Source organism: Dactylosporangium maewongense (assembly GCF_039531485.1).
GTDB classification, from domain to species: domain Bacteria; phylum Actinomycetota; class Actinomycetes; order Mycobacteriales; family Micromonosporaceae; genus Dactylosporangium; species Dactylosporangium maewongense.
Map to the genome: position 1 here is coordinate 23,170 of NZ_BAAAQD010000036.1, position 18,237 is coordinate 41,406.

An 18,237-nucleotide genomic window follows, 5' to 3' on the forward strand; every position below is an offset into this window, starting at 1 on the left:
ACCGACGTTTCGCTCCGCGGGCCGGATGACGGCGCCGGTGCGTGAAACGTTCACGCCCGGAGCGCGGCCATGCCGTTCGCGGGGTTTCGACGCATTGACAGCTATTCGTACGCCTCCCTACTGTCCGGCCCGCCGTCCGGACTGGGCGGGTTTCGAAACCACTTGGAGGCGTCATGGCCGGTTCGCTCGGCGCAAGACACACACTCCGGGCCCGGCTGGCGTTGGCGATCGGCGCGGTCGTCGCGATGCTCGCGGGCCTCGTCGCGGTCGTGACGACCAGCGCCTACGCGGCGGCGGGGTGCCAGGTGACCTACCGGGTCGCCAGCCAGTGGCCCGGCGGGTTCACCGGCGACGTGGCGGTGAAGAACCTCGGCGAGCCGATCAACGGGTGGACGCTGCGGTGGGCGTTCGACGCCGGGCAGACCGTCACCCAGGCGTGGAACGCGACCGTGACCGCGTCCGGCGCCCAGGTCACCGCCCGTGACGCCGGGTACAACGGCGCCATCGCGACGAACGGCACCGCGTCGTTCGGCTTCAACGGGTCGTGGACCGGCAGCAACCCGGTGCCGGCGTCGTTCACGCTCAACGGCACGGCCTGCACCGGCAGCGTCACGTCGGCCTCACCGAGCAGCAGCGCCAGCACCAGCCCTTCACCGAGCACGAGCCCGAGCGCGAGCGCGAGCGCGAGCGCGAGCCCGAGCACGCCGCCGCAGCCGGGCGACGCCATGGCCGCGGTCGCCGCCATGCAGCCGGGCTGGAACCTCGGCAACAGCCTGGACGCGACCGGCGCCGACGAGACCTCATGGGGCAACCCGCGGGTCACCGCCGCCCTGCTCGACAACATCCGCGCCCAGGGCTTCAACAGCGTCCGCATCCCGGTCACCTGGGGCCAGCACATGGGCGGCGCGCCGAGCTACACCGTCGACGCGGCCTGGCTCGCCCGGGTCAAGGAGGTCGTCGACTGGGCGCTCGCCGACGGCTTCTACGTCATGATCAACGTTCACCACGACTCGTGGCAGTGGATCAACACGATGCCGGGCGACCGGACGAACATCCAGAACAAGTACAACGCCCTGTGGACACAGCTCGCGGCGGCGTTCCGCGGCTCGTCGCCGAAGCTGGTCTTCGAGAGCGTCAACGAGCCGCAGTTCACCGGCTCCTCCGGCGACGCCCAGAACGCCGAACTGCTGGCCGCGCTGAACAAGGAGTTCCACCGCATCGTCCGCGCCTCGGGCGGCACCAACGCGACCCGCCTGCTCGTCCTGCCGACCCTGCACACGTCGGCCGACCAGACCCGCATCGACGAGCTCACGACCACGTTCAACCAGCTGAACGACCGGAACCTCATCGCGACCGTGCACTTCTACGGCTACTGGCCGTTCAGCGTCAACATCGCCGGCGGCACCAGGTTCGACTCGGCCGTCGAGCAGGACCTGGTCGGGCAGTTCGACCGGGTGGCCAACGCGTTCGTCGCCCGCGGCATCCCGGTGATCATCGGCGAGTACGGGCTGCTCGGCTTCGACCGGCACACCGGCACCATCGAGCAGGGCGAGAAGCTCAAGTTCTTCGAGTACCTCGGCCACTACGCCCGCACGAAGAAGCTCACCACCATGCTGTGGGACAACGGCCAGCACTTCGGCCGGACCTCGTTCGCCTGGAGCGACCCGGAGCTGTTCGGGCAGATCAGGTCGAGCTGGACCACCCGCTCCGGCACCGCCTCCGCGGACTTCGTCTACGTGCCGAAGACCGGCTCGGTCGCGGCGCAGACCCTGACGCTCAACCTCAACGGCACCACGTTCCAGAGCCTGCGCCAGGGCGGCACCGACCTGGTCCGCGGCACCGACTACACCGTCTCCGGCAACCAGCTCACCCTGACCGCGGCCGCGCTGACCAGACTCGTCGGTTCGCGTTCGTACGGCGTGAACACGACCCTCCAGGCGCGCTTCTCCGCCGGCGTACCGTGGCGGATCAACATCATCACGTTCGACCCGCCGTTGCTCGCCGGCGCGACCGGCACCACGGCGGCGTTCTCGCTGCCGGCCCAGTTCCGCGGCGACCAGCTCGCCACGATGGAGGCGAAGTACGCCGACGGCAGCAACGCCGGGCCGCAGAACTGGACCTCGTTCAAGGAGTTCGACGTGACGTTCGCCCCGGACGCCACCGCGAACACGATCACGCTCCGCCCGGCCTTCTTCGCCGAGGTCAACGACAACGCCAGGGTCACCCTGACGTTCCACTTCTGGAGCGGCACCAAGGTCACGTACTACGTGACGAAGTCCGGCAGCACCGTCACCGGCACCACCGCCTGACCCTGTCGCCGGCGAACCGGCCCGCCGTGAACCCCACGGCGGGCCGGACATCACGACCCGAGCGAACTCGTCGCCCTTCCGGCACACGCGGTGACGGCGGCGATCGCGGCGCGGACGACATCCGGCCGGGCCTTGAAGCCGAAGACGGTGAGCGCCAGCACCGGGTTTCCCTCGTTGTCGAAGACCGGCGCGGAGATCACGCGCGCCTGCGCCAGGACCTCGTCGGACAGCTCCGGGGGCTCGTAGTCGAGGGAGGCCACCAGGGCGTCGAGCTCCTCGTTGCCCACGGCGCCGGGTTCGGCGGCGAGCCGCTCCAGGGCCGCGGCGAAGCGCCGGTGCCCCTCGCTGCCGAGGCCGATGGAGAACCCGCGCTCCCGGATGCGGGCCAGGGCCCGGATCTCGGCCTCCTGCGAGTCCGGAGCGAACCGGGCCACCCACGCCTCCTGCTCCCGCTCGGGCGCCCACGCCTCGAAGATCGAGGGGCCGTGCGGCCGGAAGGGCAGCCGCTGGCCGACCAGCGTGGTGGGCTGCGCCGAGGGTGTCGCGGACGGCGGGTCGAGCTGGCCGACCACGACGACGCTGTCGCTGACGGGTGCGGTCACCAGACACCGCAGGCCGTGGTCGGGCAGCTCCTGCGCGATTGAACGGATGAGCTCGAAGTGGCGCAGCGGGCGGGTGAGACGCATCTCCGGGTCGTAGGCGGTCAGGGTGAGCGGCGCGAAACTGCCGTAGCCGCTGCGGAAGAACAGCAGGGGCAGCTCGGTGCTCGCGGTGTCGAGGTGCCGCACCTCGGCAAGCGCGATCTTGTGGTCACCGGCGTCGTGCACCGCGACCGGGACGCAGTCGATCCAGGCCACCGCGCCGTCGATGATCGGGGCGCCGGACGGGGCCGGCCGCCAGGGGACGCCGTCGAACCGCTCGGCGAGCGGAGCGGTCGCGATCCGGCGGCACACGTCGGTCTGGTGGGCGGCGAGGATGTTGACGCACCAGTTGCCGGCCCGCTGCAGGTGCGGCCAGGTCTCCGAGGTGACGCTCGGATAGAACCCGACCAGCGGAGGGTTCAGCGACACCGAGGAGAAGGAGCCGACGACCATGCCGATCGGCGGGCCGTCCTCCGGCTGGGCGGTGATCACGCAGACGCCGGTGGGGTACTGCCCGAGGACGTGGCGGAACCAGGCGGGGTCGTCGGCCGAGCCGACCGTCCGGTGGGCGGTGCTGAGCGACATCGTCGTCCTCTCCGTCGGTCTCACGCGTCCGCGGGCCGCAGTTCGCGGTCCTCGCGCAGGCCGATCGCGTCCGCCCACAGGGTCGTCAGGTGGTCGATCACGCCCTCGGGATCCAGGGGCGGGTCGGGCGGGTCGGCGACGAAGGCGTCGTAGCAGTACGCGCTCACCATGAGGCTCAGGGCGCGCGCCGTCTCCTCCGGGTCGAGGCCCGATCGGACGTGCCCGCTCTTCATCCCGCGGGCCAGGGACCGGGCGAAGGAGCGGCGGAAGTCGCCGACCCATTCCCGGCGCAGCTCGGCCAGCCGGGCATCGCTGTGGCTGGCGGTCTCCCAGAGGCTGAAGAAGTCGCGGTTCTCCCACTGCGTCGTCACGATCGCGCTGATCGCCCGGCGCAGGCCGAGGCGGCCGGTGGCCGCGTCCCAGAAGTCGGCGCCGCGGTTCAGCATGCGCAGGGCGCTCTCGCCGGCGAGCGTCGCCACGATGTCGTCGCGGTCGGCGAAGTACTGGTAGACGGTCCCCAGGCTCACCCCGGACTGCTGGGCGATGTCGTTGAGGGAGAGGTTCGCGTAGCCGTCGCGGGCGAAGAGCTGCTCGGCGACCTCGAGCAGCTTCTTGCGGGTGCGCATGGCGCGCGGGCCGACCGGCGTCTCCCGCCCGTCCTGGCGCCGGACCGCTCCCCGCAGGTTGGCGGCGACTCGCTCCAGGCGCCTGGTGCGCGCCGCGTCGGGCTCGTCGGACAGTTCCGGCATGCCGCCCCCTCTTCCTCGCCGGCGCTCTCTGGTGAACGCCGGAAAACCATAGCGCCATCTCTGTGGCGTACGCCACCCTGAATCTGAATAGATTCAGGAACACTTCCAAGCCCCGAGGTACCGCCCAACGAGGCAAGATCCGGGCATTTCCACTGAACTGCACGCCGCCGAACCGAGCCGAACCGGTTTCCGGCAGTCTCTTGCGCTCGGCGAGTTTCTGAGTAGATTCAGCAATCACTTGCTTGAGACCGGCGTCACACGCGCCCGGCTCCACCTTCTCCGCTCTCGATCGACACCCGCTTATGAGGGGGATCCCCATGGCTCGTCCGGCGCCCATGACTTTCGGTGTGTTCATCGCCCCGTTCCACGCGAACAACGACAGTCCGACGCTCAGCCTGCGCCACGACCTGGCGCTCATCGAGCTCGCCGACCGGCTCGGATACGACGAGGCATGGGTCGGCGAGCACCACTCCACCGGCGTCGAGCGCATCGCCGACCCGTTCATGGCGCTGTCGGCGGCGGCCGTCCGCACCTCGCGGATCCGGCTCGGCACGGGCGTGGTCAGCCTCCCGTACCACCACCCACTGCTGGTCGCCGACCGCGTCGTCCTGCTGGACCACCTGAGCTACGGCCGCGCGATGCTCGGCGTCGGCCCGGGTGCGCTCATCTCCGACGCCGACATGATGGGCATCGCGCCGGTGACCCAGCGCTCCCGGATGAACGAGGCGCTGGACGTGATCATCCGGCTCCTCGACGGCGAGACCGTCACCGCGTCCACCGAATGGTTCGAGCTGCGCGAGGCCCAGCTTGCCTGGCTGCCGCTCAGTCCGGACGGCGTCCCGATCGCCGTCGCCAGCACGACCTCGCCCTCGGGCGTGACCACCGCCGGCAAGCACGGCGTCGGCGTCCTGTCGCTGAGCGCCGGCTTCATCGGCGGGAAGAAGGACATGAAGGCCCAGTGGGAGATCGCCGAGCAGGCGGCCGCCGACGCCGGCACGACCATCAGCCGGGACGAGTGGCGGATGGTCGTGCGGGTCCACCTCGCCGAGGACCGCGAGCAGGCGATCCGCGACGTCGAGAAGGGACGGGCCGAGGAGCGGGAGAACTACTTCAAGCCGGTGCTGGGCCTGGAGAACGACTACACCCTCGCCGACGAGATCGCCGACGACAGCTCCATCATCGGCACGCCCGCGGACGCCATCGCGGCGATCGAGCGGATGCTCGATCAGACCGGCGGCTTCGGCGGATTCATGATCATGACGCACGACTGGGCCAGCCGGGAGAAGTCGCTGACCAGCCTCGAACTCTTCGCCCGCTTCGTCATGCCGCACTTCCAGGGCACGCTCACGGCCGCGCAGCGGTCCGCCCGTGTCGTCACCGAGAAGCGACCGTCCTACAAGCCACTGGCCCAGGCCGCGATCTCCAAGGCCTACTCCGACTCCGGCCGCGAACTGCCGGCCGGCGTGAACATCCAGAGCCTGCGCTGACCTGATCCCGAGCTGGACACCCCCTCCAAGCCGGAGACAGCTCGGATATTCCGAAAGGACCGACATGCCCTTCCTCACACCCCGTCATGTCCTCGTCCCGTTAGCCACCTTCGCGCTCGTGGCCGGCCTCGCCGCCTGCCGCGGCGCGGACACCCCGAGCACCACCGCCAGCAGCAGCGGCCCGATCAAGATCATGCAGATCGGAACCTTCGAGAGCCCGAACCTCTCGCTCAAGGACGCCAAGGCCGGTCTCGACGCGCACGTGCAGTCCATCAACGCCGCCGGCGGCATCGACGGCCGGAAGATCGAGGTGACGTACTGCAACGACGCGTACAACGCCAACACCGGTGCGGCCTGCGCCCGTCAGGCCGTGAGTGACGGCGTCGTCGCCGTGGTCGGCGCGGCCAGCTCGCAGGCCCCCGCGGAACTGCCCGTGCTCGAGGCCGCCGGTATCCCGTGGCTGGCCGGCGCCGGATCGGGCGGCCCCACCGAGGGCACGAGCAAGGTGTCGTACCCGATCACCGGCGGCACCCAGTCGATGCAGGTCGGCCTGGGCCGGCTGCTGGCCAACAAGGGCGGCAAGAACATCGCGGTCATCGTCGCCGACGCGGCCGCCGCCTACGCCGCCGCCGACGACATCGCCAACGGGGCGAAGGGCGGCGGCGCCCAGTCGTACCGGATCCTGGCCCCGCTCGGCGCGCCCGACTTCAGCGCCGTCGCCTCCTCGGCGCTGGCCAAGACCCCCGACGCCATCGCCGTCGCGTCCACCGCGACCGATGCGCCGCGGATCATCCGGGCCGTGCGCCAGGCCGGGTTCAAGGGCAACATCGCGACCCTGGCGAACATCTTCAAACCCGCCGACCAGAAGGCGCTCGGTGACCTCGCCGACAAGGTGTTCATCACGTCGTCCGCGGTGCCCGTGACCAACACCTCGATCCCGCAGGTGCAGCAGTTCCTGGCCGACATGGCCAAGTACCACCCGGAGGCCGTGACCGACAACGGCTCCCTGGGCACCTGGACCTCGATCACGTTCCTCGTCGAGATCGTGAAGCGGCTGGGCGGCAACGTCTCCGCCGCCGCGATCACCGGCCTGCTGGACAAGCTCGACAAGCCCATCGTGCTGGGCACCGTGCCTGACTACGCCGGCATCCCCAACCCGCCGGTCGTCCAGACCTACCCGCGGGTGCCCACCTTCAAGGTGTACGTGTCCGAGGCCGTGGGCGGAACGCTCAAGCAGGACGGCGACGCGATCGACCCGCTGGGCGCGAAGTAGATGAACGCATCGGCGGCAGTGGCGGCTGTGGTGTCCGGGGACGCACCCGTCCTCGAGCTGCGCGGACTGAGCGCGGGGTACGACGACCTGGCTGTGGTGCGCGACGTAGACCTCAAGGTGATGCGCGGCGAGATCGTCGCGCTCCTCGGGGCCAACGGGACGGGCAAGTCGACGACGATCCTCACCGCGGCCGGCGAACTGCCGCCGATCGGGGGTGAGGTGCTGTGGCGCGGGACGGCCACGACCGCCCCGCTCCACGTGCGCGCCCGCATGGGCATGAGCTTCGTGCCCGAGGAGCGCTCGGTGCTGATGAGCATGTCCGTGCGCGACAACCTGCTGCTCGGGTCGGGGCGCATCGAACGGGCCACGGAGCTCTTCCCCGAGCTCCAACCGCTCCTCGCGACCCGGGCCGGGCTGCTGTCCGGCGGCGAGCAGCAGATGCTGTCGCTGGCCAGGGCCCTCGCCGCGAACCCGGTCGCGCTGCTGCTCGACGAGCTGTCCCTCGGCCTCGCACCGCTCGTGGTCGACCGCCTGTTCGCCGCGCTGCGGCAGGCGGCCGACCGGGACGGGGTGGCCGTGCTGCTGGTCGAGCAGCAGGCCCGCCGGGCCATGGCGGTCGCCGACCGCTGGTATCTCCTGCGGCGCGGTGCCGTCGCGGCGACCGGGAACGCCGCCGACGGCATCGCGGCCGTGGAGTCCCTCTACCTCGGTGACGCCACCGCAACCGGAACGGAGTGACCGTGGAAATCGTCCAGTTCCTCCTGCTCGGCCTGGGCATCGGCGCGATCTACAGCCTCCTCGGCCAGGGGCTGGTGCTGATCTACCGGGGCTCCGGGATCGTGAACTTCGCGCAGGGCTCGTTCGTGATGGTCGGCGGCTACGCGTACTACGAGATCCGGGTGGCGGCCGGGTGGCCGGCGATCCCGTCCGTCGTCGCCGCGACCGCGGTCGGCGTCCTGCTCGGCGTCGCCGTGCAGTTGCTGATCCTTCGGCCGATGCGCACCTCGTCACCGATCGAACGGGTGATCGCGACCCTGGGCGTGCTGCTCACCCTCCAGGCCGCCGCCGTGCTGCGGTACGGGGTGGGCCCCATCAGCGTGCCCTCCTTCCTGCCCACCACCGCCGTCGAGCCGCTCCCCGGCGCGACGCTCGGCGTCGACCGGCTCATCATCCTGCTGATCGGGGCGGCACTGACGGCGGCGCTGTACGCCGTCTTCCGCTGGACGTCGTTCGGCCGGGTGGCCAGCGCCATGGCCGAGAACCAGCGGGCCGTCGCGAGCCTGGGCCACTCACCGGACCGGATCGCGACCGCCAACTGGGCGCTCGCGGCCGGCATCGCGGCGCTGGCCGGCGCCCTGATCGGCCCGATCACCTACCTGCAGCCCACGCAGCTCACCCTGCTGATCGTGCCGGCCCTCGCGGCCGCGTTGCTGGCCAGGTTCGTCTCGTTCCCGATCGCCTTCGCCGGCGCGCTGGCGATCGGTGTCGTGCAGTCCCTGACGACCCGCTATGTCACGGTGACGGGCTGGGGCGACAGTGTGCCCTTCATCGTGATCGTGGCCTACCTGGTGCTGCGGGGAAGCTCACTGCCCCTGCGCAGTCACGTGCTGGAGCGCCTGCCCAGCGTCGGCGACGGCCGCATCCGGGTCGTGCCGGCGGTCCTCGTCGTCGGCGTGTTCGCCTTCCTCATCGCCTTCGTCGTCTCGCCGGTGTGGGCGCAGGCGCTGACGGTCACGATGGCGTTCGCGATCCTCACCCTGTCGGTCACCGTCGTCACCGGGTACGCCGGGCAGCTGTCGCTGGCCCAGTACGTGCTCGCCGGGTCGGGGGCCTTCGCCGCGGCGACGTTCGTCTCCCGCGCGGGCTGGAGCTTCCTGCCGGCGCTGATCGGCGCGATGGTGGCCGCGGCGCTCGTCGGCGTGCTGGTCGCGCTGCCAGCGCTGCGGACCCGGGGCATCAACCTCGCCATCGCGACGCTCGGCATGGGCATCGTGCTGTTCAGCCTGGTGCTCAGCGACTTCAAGTTCGCCGGCGGCGACACCGGCATCCCGATCGGCGAGCCGTCGATCCTCGGCTGGGACTTCGGGGCCATCAAGCTTCCCTACAACTACGGGCTCGTGGCGCTCGCGGCGCTGACCCTCAGCGCCCTGGCCGTGGCCAACCTGCGCCGCGGCCGGGTCGGCCGGCGCCTGCTCGCGGTCCGGTCCAACGAACGGGCCGCGGCCGCCCTCGGCGTCAACGTGTTCGTCGGCAAGCTCTACGCCTTCGCGCTCGCGTCGGCGCTCGCCGCGCTCGCCGGTGTCCTGCTGGCCTTCCAGGGCGCCACGGTCCTCCCGGCCCAGTTCGACGTGCTCACCTCGATCACCGTCATCGGCGTCTCGGTCGTCGGCGGCATCGGCACCATCGGCGGTGCGCTGCTCGCGTCCACGCTGCTGCCCGGCGGCGTCGGCACGCAGATCCTGCACGGCGTCGACAACCTGGAGCGCTACCTGCCGCTGGTCAGCGGGCTGTTCCTGCTCTACGTGCTGCGCAGCGGCCGCAACGGCCTGTACGAGATGAACGCCCACCTCGTGCGCCGCATCGGCCGGCTCCTGCGGGTGCCTTCCTTCCCGTCCCGCCCCCGGGCCGAGCGGGAGCAGCCCGTCACGCCGGCGCACGACCGCCGTCCGTCGCGGTCGCTGCACGTGTCCGACCTGCGGGTGCAGTTCGGCGGCGTCGTGGCCGTCGACGACGTGTCGCTGGACCTCGTCCCGGGCGAGGTCCACGGCCTGATCGGCCCGAACGGGGCCGGCAAGACGACGGTCATCGACGCGCTCACCGGGTTCGTGCGACCCACCCGCGGCACGATCAGGCTCGACGACAGTTCGATCGCGCCGTGGAGCGCGCGGCGCCGGGCCCGGGCCGGGGTCGCCCGGTCCTTCCAGTCCCTGGAGCTCTTCGCCGACCTGTCCGTCCGGGAGAACCTCGCGGTCGCGTGTGATGACGACAGTGCCCGCCGCTACGTCAGCGACCTCGTCGTGCCGGGGCGCATCCAGCTGACGCCACCCGCCCTCGCGGCCATCCGGGAGTTCCGGCTCGAGGACGACCTCGACCGCAAGCCCGGCGAGCTCGCGTTCGGCAAGCGGCGGCTCGTCGCGATCGCCCGCGCGGTGGCGGCCGACCCGCGCGTGCTGCTCCTGGACGAGCCGGCGGCCGGGCTCAGCGACGAGGAGGCCCGGGAGCTCGGCACGCTCATCCGGACCCTCGCCCGGGACTGGGACATGAGCATCCTGCTCGTCGAGCACAACGTCGACCTGGTGCTCAGCACGTGTGACCGGGTCACCGTGCTCGAGGCCGGCGCCGTGCTCGCCCGGGGAACGCCCCAGGACGTCGCCCGGGATCCCCGGGTCATCTCCGCCTACCTCGGTCGCGAAGCGGACGAGTCCGACGACGGGGCCCGCGTGTGAACGGCGGCCCGGTCAACGCACCAGAGCGCAGCCCGCAGGAGGAGCCGATGACCACGCCAGCGACGCACGAGTCCGTGGCGGCCGAAGCGCACGCGTTCTTCGCGGCCCGGGCGCCGCGGCGCGAGCGGCGCGGCATGCTGCACGGCGTCGGGGACGACGACGTGGTCGGCGTCGGGCTCACCCAGCCGGACGACGAGGCGGCCGAGGTCGCCCGGGCCCAGCAGTGGCAGCGGGAACTGTTCGACGCGAAGCTCGCCTGGCTCGACGGTCCCGTCCGGTTCGGCGGGCGCGGGCTCTCCCACGATTACGTCGAGCTGGTCGCCGGCATCGCCGCGGAATACCAGGTGCCGTCCACGTCGACCTACATGGTGAGCCACGGCATCGTGGCGCCGACCATCCTGGCGCACGGCACCGAGGAGCAGCAGCGGGCCTTCCTGCCGGGGATCTGGCGCGGCGACCTGATCTGCTGCCAGCTCTTCTCCGAGCCGGAGGCCGGCTCCGACCTCGCCAGCCTGCGCACCACCGCGGTCCGCGACGGTGACGACTGGATCGTCACCGGCCAGAAGGTCTGGTCGTCCTTCGCGCACGTCGCGCAGCTCGGGGAGCTCCTCGTGCGCACCGGACCGCCGGAGAGCCGGCACCGTGGCCTGAGCGTGTTCCTCATCGACATGAACTCGCCCGGTATCGATGTCCGCCCGCTGCGCCAGGTGACCGGTTCCGAGCACTTCAACGAGGTGTTCCTCGACGGTGTACGGGTGCCGGACTCCCGGCGGCTCGGACCGGTGAACGGCGGCTGGAACATCGCGATGACCACGGTCGGCAGCGAGCGCTCCGTGCTCGGCCGGGCCCACAACGGCATCATGATCGAGCCGGTGATCCGCCTGTTCGCCCTGGCCCGCTCCACCGGCGCCATCGAGGATCCGGCCATCCAGGACCTGCTGGCCGAGTGCTGGGCCCGCGAGCAGGTGCTGCACGAGACCGCCACGCGGCTGCGCGACGCCGGCGGGCCCGCCCCGGGCTCCGTGGTCAAGCTCATGACGACCTCCGACATGGAGTACTACTCCGACGTGGCCGCCCGCCTCCTGGGGTACCGGATGGTCGCCGACACCGGCGCCTGGGGCACCTATTCATGGTCGCAGCTGCTGCTCAGCGCGCCGTCCCACCGGATCGCCGGTGGCAGCGACGAGATCCAACGCAACATCCTCGCCGAGCGCGTGCTCGGTCTTCCGCGCGAGGAGCGCCCGGTCCCCGAGAAGAGTGCTTGAGCATGGACGACATCGAGCAGTTGCGGCAGGTGGTCCGCGCCCACCTCGAGCGGGACCCCGGAGCCGCCCTGCGCGGCGGGGCGCTCGACCCGGCCGAGGCCCGGCGCCTCGACCGCGATCGCTGGCGCCGGCAGGCGAGTGAGCTGGGCCTGCCCGGGGTCCGGATTCCCGAGGAGTACGGCGGCGCGGGCATGGGCCTGGCGGAGGAGGTCGCCGTGCACACCGAGCTCGGCCGGGCCCTCGACGACGGGCCCTTCCTGACCACCTCGCTGGTGGCCGCGGCCCTGGTGGCCCTCGCCGACGACGAGGAGAACCACGGCCGGCTCCGCCGGATCGCCGCCGGGGATCTCGTCGCGGTGCCGGTGCTGCCGATCGAGGAGAAGTTCCCGCTGGAGTATCCGCACGCGAAGGCCGGTACCGGCGGCGACTTCGAGATCCAGGGCGAGCTGCCCTGCGTGGTCGACGCCACCGCCGCCGACGCCCTGCTCGTGCTCGCCGAGCACCATGGTCACCACGCGTTCTTCTGGGTCGACGCGAGCGACCCCGGCGTCGAGGTCGTCCCGCTGGCCACGCTCGACCTGACCCGGAGGATGGGCGCGGTGCGGCTGACGGGCGCCCGGGCCGAACTGCTCGCCGAGGACGACCGGGCCCGCGCCGGGGTGGCCGCCATCCGCCAGGGCGCGATCCTCGGCATGTCGGCCGAGTGCGTCGGCGCCGCCGAGCGCGCGCTGGAGATGGCGGTCGACTACGTGAAGGTGCGCACCCAGTTCGGCCGGCCGATCGGGTCGTTCCAGGCGGTCAAGCACAAGTGCGCCGACCTGCTGGTCTCGCTGGAGCGGGCGCGCTCCGCCCTGTCGGTCGCCGTGCGCTCGGTGCGGCACAACGACGCGATCGGCCGGCGGCCGGAGTCGCTGGCCGGGCTGGCCGTCGCGCGGATGTACTGCGGGCGGATCGGCGCCGAGATCACCCGCGAGGCGATCCACCTGCACGGCGGCATCGGGTTCACGTGGGAGCATCCGGCCCACCTGTACTACCGGCGCGCCGTGTCGAACCGGCAGCTGCTCGACTCCACGGGTCAGCAGCCCCGGCTGCTCACGGCGTCCGTGCTGGCGGCCCACGGCGAGGACACCCAGCTGGCCTCGTTCTACGCCGGGAAGGTCGGCCGATGATCCTGCGGGTCGAGGGGGGCGGCATCACGCTGGTGGACCTCGACGACCTCACGTCGCTGAGCGCGCACATCCTCGGGGCCGCCACGATCGGCGACCGGGGCCGCCTCGAGGACGGCCACGTCTGGGTGAGCACGCAGACGCTGCTGGAACTGGCCGGTGCGCGGGCGGGCGATCAGCGGTGGCGCGGCGGGTTCGACGGCATGATCGATTACGCCCGCCGGCACGGGTGGGTGGACGGGGACGAGGTCCGCATGCACGTCGTCGGCGAATGAGGAGGTACCCCCGTGCAGCTTTCCGGTTTGGCGCCCGGTGACTGGGTCACCGTGCAGGCTCGCTTCACCCCGCAGGCCGCATTCCTGGTGGCCGCGGACGGGCGGACCCGCACGTACGCCGAAGGCGAGCAGCGGATCACCCGGCTCGCCCGGGCGCTGCGGCAGCTCGGGATCGGCCGCGGTGACCGGGTGGCGCTGCTCGCCGTGGACTCCCCCGAGTATGTCGAGGTGCTGCTGGCCTGCATGAAGCTGGGCGCGACCTACGTGGCGCTCAACTTCCGGCTGTCGCCGGCGGAGATCCGCACGGTGCTGGCCGCCAGCGGCGCCCAGGTCATCTTTCACAGCGCCCGGTACCAGGAGATCGTCGACGGCTGCCGGCTCCGGGACGCCATCCAGTTCGAGTCGGGGTATGAGGAGTTCCTGGCCGGCGGGCCGGACGGCGGCGAGCTCCCGGCGGTCACCAACGACGACGACATCCTGAGCATCTCGTTCACCAGCGGGACGACCGGCACCCCGAAGGGCGTGCTGCAGTCGCAGCGCATGATCAAGGCGATCACGCAGTCGGGGGTCCTCGAACTCGGCCTCCGGCCGGGCGACCTGATCTACTCCGGTGCCCCGCTCTTCCACGCCGCCGGCTTCGGGCACGTGCTCTACGGCGTCGCCCGCGGCGGAGCCTCCGTGATCATGCCGCAGTGGGACGCCGATCTGGCGCTGTCGTGGCTCGGATCCGGGCGCGTGCGGCACGCGACGCTCGTCCCCAGCATGATCATCCAGCTGCTCGAACACCCGGAGCTCGCGGAGGCGGACTTCTCCGGACTGCGTTCGATCATGTACGGCGGCGCGCCGATGCCGACCTCGGTCGTGCGGCGCATGGCCGACGTCTTCGGCTGCGACCTGCACAACGGGTTCGGCGCCGGGACCGAGGCGGGCGGCCAGCTGGTCCTGCGGCCCGAGGACCACCGGCGGGCCCTCGCCGGCGACGAGTGGCTGCTCGGCACGATCGGCCGGCCGGCGTTCGGCTGCGACGTCCGGCTCCTCGATCCCGACGGCGCCGAGGTGCCGGACGGTGCGGTCGGGGTCATCGCCAGCCGGGGCGACACGGTGATGAGCGGTTACCTGGACCGGCCCGACCTCACCGCCCGCGCCGTCCGCGACGGGTGGTTCGTCGCCGGCGACCTGGCCTGGAAGGACCAGGAGGGCTTCCTGCACCTGGCCGGCCGGGCCGACGAAATGATCATCCGGGGCGGCGAGAACGTCTACCCCGTCGAGATCGAGGACGTGCTCGGCGGGCACGCGGCCGTGGCCGAGATCGCGGTCGTCGGCGAGCCGGACCCGCACTGGGGGCAGGTGGTGACCGCGGTCGTGGCGCTGCGCGACGGCCACGGCACGCCATCGGCGGCCGAGGTGAAGGAGCACTGCCGCGGCCGGCTGGCCAGCTACAAGGTGCCGCAGCGCATCGTCGTCGTCGCGAACTTCCCGCGCAACCCCGCCGGCAAGATCGACAAGCTCCGGCTGCGTGAGCTCCTGGCGGAAGGCCGGATCTCATGACTTCACCAGATCACTACCTTGAGGAGCCGTCCTGATGCTCACCGGAGACCAGTACCTGGAATCCCTCCGCGACGGCCGCCGCATCTTCGTCAACGGCCACTCGGTGCCCGACGTGACCGCCGAACCGTTGCTGCAAGGGCCCGCCCAGGCCGCGGCGCTCGGCTACGACAAGCACTACCAGCCCGGCGACGACGTCCACGGCCCGTACTTCTTCATCCCCACCTCCGTCGAGGAGCTGCGCGATACCCAGCAGCGGCAGCTGCACTGGGACTTCCCGACCATCTCCACGGCCAACGGCCTGCTCATGGTGCTCACCGCGGCCAGCCGGATGCGCGCGCAACAGCCCCAGTACGCCGAGCGGGCCCTGGCCTACTTCGAGGAGAGCAAGCGCCGCGACATCCGGATCGTGCAGGCGATCACCGACTCGAAGGGCAACCGCGCGCTGTCCCCGGGCAAGCAGGACGACCCCGACCTCTACGTCCGCATCGTCGACCGGGGACCCGACGGGGTCGTCATCCGCGGCGCGAAGCTGCACATCTCCTCGGCGGCGGTCGCGCACGACCTCATGGTCATGCCCACCAAGCGGATGAAGCCCGGCGAGGAGGACTGGAGCGTGGCCGCCGCGGTGCCGGTCAACTCCCCCGGGGTGCGGGTCATCAACGCCTCGTTCGCGCCCCGGCCCGACCTGGACCCGGACTTCTACCCCTACAGCTCCCGGCACGTGATGACCGAGGGACTCATCGTCTTCGACGACGTCTTCGTCCCCAACGAACGCCTCTTCCTGGCGGGAGAGCTGGAGCACTCCGCGACCTTCGTGCACTCCCTGGGCCTGTGGGAGCGCCTCGGCAGCGTCGGCAGCTACGTGCGCCTCGCGGACACCCTCGTCGGGCTCGCGCACCTCGTCGCCGAGGCCAACGGCCTGCTGAAGATCGGGCACATCAAGGACAAGATCGCCGAGATGATCATCTACGCGACGCTCATCCGGGCCGGGTTCGAGGCCGCGATGACCCACGCCACCTTCACCCCGGAGGGCTGGGCCTCGCCCGACGAGCTGTTCACCAACGCCGCGAAGTACCACGCGGCCGCGCAGTTCAGCACGATGGTGCGCAACCTGCACGACATCGCTGGCGGCTCGGTGCTGACCGCGCCGTCCCTGCGCGACCTGAGCAACCCGGAGACCGAGGCCGACCTGCGCAAGTACATGCGCACGATGGACGGCGTCGACGCCGGCTACCGCATGCGCCTGTTCCACACGATCCGCGACTTCACCGCCGACGCCTACGGCGGCTGGAAGCACGTGACCGTGATCCAGGCCGGCGGGGGGCTCTACGCCCAGAAGGTGGTCGTCACGAACCACTTCGACATGGAGACGGCGAAGGCGCTCGCCCGCGAGACCGCCGGCATCACCGAATCCGGCGAGGTGCTCAGCGGCCTGCACCGGTTCGGCCCGCACGGCTACGACCCGGACGCGGCCGCGTACCCCGCGGAAACAAGCGCGTGAGATACGAGGAGTCCACGTTCGCCTGGACCGACACGTCCGCCGCCCAGCGGCCCGAACGGCTCACGCGGCTGCGGCTGGCGACCGACGACGGCGTCGCCACCGTGACCCTGCACCGGCCCGAGCGGCTCAACGCGATCGACCGCACGATGAACCACGAGCTCAGCGCCGTGCTCCGGTGGTGCGACACCGCCGACGAGGTCGGTGCGGTCGTGCTGACCGGCGCCGGGCGGGCCTTCTCGGCCGGCTCGGAGATGACCGGGGACGGCTTCGGCGGGGCCGCGCCGGAGGGCCCGGGCGCCGAGTGGATCGCGCCGCACCAGGTGCGCAAGCCGGTGGTCGCCGCGATCCAGGGCGCGGCGGTGGGCGCCGGGCTCACCCTGGCGATGCAGTGCGATGTGCGGTTCGTCGCCGACGACGCCGTGCTCGCGCTTCCCTTCGTGCGGCTGGGCGTGACCGCGGAGTGGATGGGCCACTGGAACCTCGTCCGCCACGTGGGCCTGGGGCGGGCGCAGGAACTGCTGCTCACCGGCCGCCGCTTCACCGGCCCCGAGGCGGTCGAGTGGGGGCTGGCCATCGCGGCGCTGCCGGCCGATCACGTCCTGTCGCGCGCGCAGGCCCTCGCCCGCGACATCGTCGAGCACGCCGCGCCGGTCGCGGTCGCGGCGACCAAGCGCCTGCTCTGGGAAGCGGTGGATGCCGACCCGTTCGAGCACGGCCGCAAGGAGCGGCTGGTGATGGAGGCGCTCCTCGACCGCCCCGACGCCCGCGAGGGGGTCGAGGCGTTCCTGCAGAAACGCCGCCCGGCCTGGACCGGGCGCCCGTCAACCGATCTTCCACCATGGCCCAACGAACACGGGGAGGACTCCGCGTGACCAGCATCGACCAAGAGTTCATCGGGGTTGCGTCGCCGGCGCTGGGCCGGGCGGGCGCCGGTGGCCACCCGTGCCAGGGCATCTACTACACCCCGTCCGGCCGGGCGCCGCGCACGGCCTTCATCGCCGCGCACTACAACGTCGACTTCTCCGAGCACTACATGGCGACCCGCATGGCGGAGCGCGGTTACGGCTTCCTCGGCTGGAACACCCGGTTCCGCGGGGCCGAGCACCTCTTCACCCTCGACCACGCCCTGGCCGAGATCGGGGTCGGCGTGCAACTGCTGCGCGACCGCGGCGTCGAGAAGGTCGTCCTGCTCGGCAACTCCGGCGGCGGCTCCCTGATGGCGGCGTACCACTCCCAGTCGCGCGAGCCGAACATCCGCCCGCCGTACGGCCGGTCCAAGGTGTTCGAGCCGGCCCTGCACCTGCCGCCCGGCGACCTGATGGTGTTCCTGGCGGCGCACCCCGGCCGGCCGGAGTGGATCACGCGGACCATGGACCCGTCGGTGATCGACGAGAACGACCCGAACGCGGTCGACGCCGACCTCGACATGTACGACCCGCGCCACGGCGGTTCCTTCTCCCCGGAGTTCCTCGACCGCTACCGGGCCGCCCAGATCGAACGCAACCACCGGCTGACCGCGTGGTGCAAGGAGCAGCTCGACGCCGCGCGGGACAGGCCGGCCCGGGACCGGATCTTCACGATGGGCCGCACGTGGGCCGACCCCCGGTACGTCGACCCGGGTATCGACCCGTCGAACCGCCCGACGCCGCTGTGCTACTTCGGCGATCCCAAGCGGGCCAACTACGGCGTCCTCGGCGTCGGCGTGGTGAGCACGATGCGCACCTGGCTCAACATGTTCAGCCTGGAGGAGTCCGACTGCGTCGCCGCACCGCACCTGGCCCGCCTCGACCTGCCCACCCTCGTGGTGCAGCCGGACGCCGACAGCGGCGTCTTCCCCGCCGACGCACAGGGCCTCTACGACGGGGCGGCGACGGCGGACAAGGAGTTCGTGACGCTGCCCGGCGACCACTACTTCATGGAGCCGGCGCCGGCCCGCGACACGGTGGCCGACACGCTCGCGGACTGGCTCAAGGGGCGGGCGCAACCCTGACC

Annotated in this window: 14 protein-coding genes; 12 read left to right on the plus strand and 2 right to left on the minus strand. The window is 71.7% G+C overall.

The genetic code is table 11. The features are described from left to right. Positions 1-173 precede the first annotated feature (173 nt). Positions 174-2,309 carry a cellulase family glycosylhydrolase gene (locus ABD332_RS51600; protein WP_344513014.1) on the plus strand — a complete coding sequence of 712 codons (2,136 nt, stop codon included), beginning with the start codon at positions 174-176 and terminating at the stop codon, positions 2,307-2,309. 50 nt (positions 2,310-2,359) lie between these two features. Here the strand turns inward: ABD332_RS51600 and ABD332_RS51605 are convergent, their stop codons facing one another. Then, on the minus strand, positions 2,360-3,535 hold the full coding sequence (locus ABD332_RS51605) for a flavin reductase (RefSeq protein ID WP_344513016.1): 1,176 nt from the start codon (positions 3,533-3,535) through the stop codon (positions 2,360-2,362). Positions 3,536-3,555: 20 nt separating this feature from the next. Further along, entirely contained in the window at positions 3,556-4,284 is a 729-nt protein-coding gene (locus ABD332_RS51610) for a TetR/AcrR family transcriptional regulator (RefSeq protein WP_344513018.1), read from the minus strand. A gap of 335 nt (positions 4,285-4,619) precedes the next feature. On the opposite strand from ABD332_RS51610, the gene ABD332_RS51615 reads away from it, so the two are divergent. From ABD332_RS51615 to ABD332_RS51665, 11 genes are all read left to right on the plus strand, one after another. Next, the gene (locus ABD332_RS51615; RefSeq protein WP_344513020.1) at positions 4,620-5,771 is read left to right on the plus strand and encodes an LLM class flavin-dependent oxidoreductase; all 1,152 of its coding nucleotides are present in this window, start codon (positions 4,620-4,622) and stop codon (positions 5,769-5,771) included. A gap of 64 nt (positions 5,772-5,835) precedes the next feature. Then, positions 5,836-7,044, plus strand: a complete 1,209-nt coding sequence (locus tag ABD332_RS51620) for an ABC transporter substrate-binding protein (RefSeq protein ID WP_344513022.1) — start codon at positions 5,836-5,838, stop codon at positions 7,042-7,044. A gap of 30 nt (positions 7,045-7,074) precedes the next feature. Beyond that, a complete protein-coding gene (locus ABD332_RS51625; protein ID WP_344513024.1) occupies positions 7,075-7,782 on the plus strand; it encodes an ABC transporter ATP-binding protein in 708 nt (235 codons plus the stop codon). Between the two features lie 2 nt (positions 7,783-7,784). Beyond that, positions 7,785-10,490, plus strand: a complete 2,706-nt coding sequence (locus tag ABD332_RS51630) for an ABC transporter permease subunit (protein WP_344513026.1) — start codon at positions 7,785-7,787, stop codon at positions 10,488-10,490. A gap of 47 nt (positions 10,491-10,537) precedes the next feature. Then, entirely contained in the window at positions 10,538-11,755 is a 1,218-nt protein-coding gene (locus tag ABD332_RS51635; RefSeq protein ID WP_344513028.1) for an acyl-CoA dehydrogenase family protein, read from the plus strand. A gap of 2 nt (positions 11,756-11,757) precedes the next feature. Further along, positions 11,758-12,924 (plus strand): acyl-CoA dehydrogenase family protein, encoded by a 1,167-nt coding sequence (locus ABD332_RS51640; RefSeq protein ID WP_344513143.1) that lies wholly within the window; start codon positions 11,758-11,760, stop codon positions 12,922-12,924. Further along, on the plus strand, positions 12,921-13,196 hold the full coding sequence (locus tag ABD332_RS51645; protein ID WP_344513030.1) for a hypothetical protein: 276 nt from the start codon (positions 12,921-12,923) through the stop codon (positions 13,194-13,196). Before ABD332_RS51640 ends, ABD332_RS51645 begins: the two co-directional genes overlap by 4 nt. A gap of 12 nt (positions 13,197-13,208) precedes the next feature. After that, positions 13,209-14,744: a class I adenylate-forming enzyme family protein gene (locus ABD332_RS51650; protein WP_344513032.1), complete on the plus strand. Its 1,536-nt coding sequence runs from the start codon at positions 13,209-13,211 to the stop codon at positions 14,742-14,744. A gap of 34 nt (positions 14,745-14,778) precedes the next feature. Beyond that, positions 14,779-16,245: a 4-hydroxyphenylacetate 3-hydroxylase N-terminal domain-containing protein gene (locus ABD332_RS51655; RefSeq protein ID WP_344513034.1), complete on the plus strand. Its 1,467-nt coding sequence runs from the start codon at positions 14,779-14,781 to the stop codon at positions 16,243-16,245. Continuing rightward, the gene (locus ABD332_RS51660; protein WP_344513036.1) at positions 16,242-17,117 is read left to right on the plus strand and encodes an enoyl-CoA hydratase/isomerase family protein; all 876 of its coding nucleotides are present in this window, start codon (positions 16,242-16,244) and stop codon (positions 17,115-17,117) included. Before ABD332_RS51655 ends, ABD332_RS51660 begins: the two co-directional genes overlap by 4 nt. After that, a complete protein-coding gene (locus ABD332_RS51665) occupies positions 17,114-18,235 on the plus strand; it encodes an alpha/beta fold hydrolase (RefSeq protein ID WP_344513038.1) in 1,122 nt (373 codons plus the stop codon). Before ABD332_RS51660 ends, ABD332_RS51665 begins: the two co-directional genes overlap by 4 nt. The last annotated feature ends 2 nt before the right edge of the window (positions 18,236-18,237 follow it).

Excerpts from the sequence above, each read along its gene's own strand:
- ABD332_RS51600 (WP_344513014.1), top strand. The coding sequence starts at position 174 with ATGGCCGGTTCGCTCGGCGCAAGACACACACTCCGGGCCCGGCTGGCG.
- ABD332_RS51605 (WP_344513016.1), bottom strand. The coding sequence starts at position 3,535 with ATGTCGCTCAGCACCGCCCACCGGACGGTCGGCTCGGCCGACGACCCC.
- ABD332_RS51610 (WP_344513018.1), bottom strand. The coding sequence starts at position 4,284 with ATGCCGGAACTGTCCGACGAGCCCGACGCGGCGCGCACCAGGCGCCTG.
- ABD332_RS51615 (WP_344513020.1), top strand. The coding sequence starts at position 4,620 with ATGACTTTCGGTGTGTTCATCGCCCCGTTCCACGCGAACAACGACAGT.
- ABD332_RS51620 (WP_344513022.1), top strand. The coding sequence starts at position 5,836 with ATGCCCTTCCTCACACCCCGTCATGTCCTCGTCCCGTTAGCCACCTTC.
- ABD332_RS51635 (WP_344513028.1), top strand. The coding sequence starts at position 10,538 with ATGACCACGCCAGCGACGCACGAGTCCGTGGCGGCCGAAGCGCACGCG.
- ABD332_RS51640 (WP_344513143.1), top strand. The coding sequence starts at position 11,758 with ATGGACGACATCGAGCAGTTGCGGCAGGTGGTCCGCGCCCACCTCGAG.
- ABD332_RS51645 (WP_344513030.1), top strand. The coding sequence starts at position 12,921 with ATGATCCTGCGGGTCGAGGGGGGCGGCATCACGCTGGTGGACCTCGAC.
- ABD332_RS51655 (WP_344513034.1), top strand. The coding sequence starts at position 14,779 with ATGCTCACCGGAGACCAGTACCTGGAATCCCTCCGCGACGGCCGCCGC.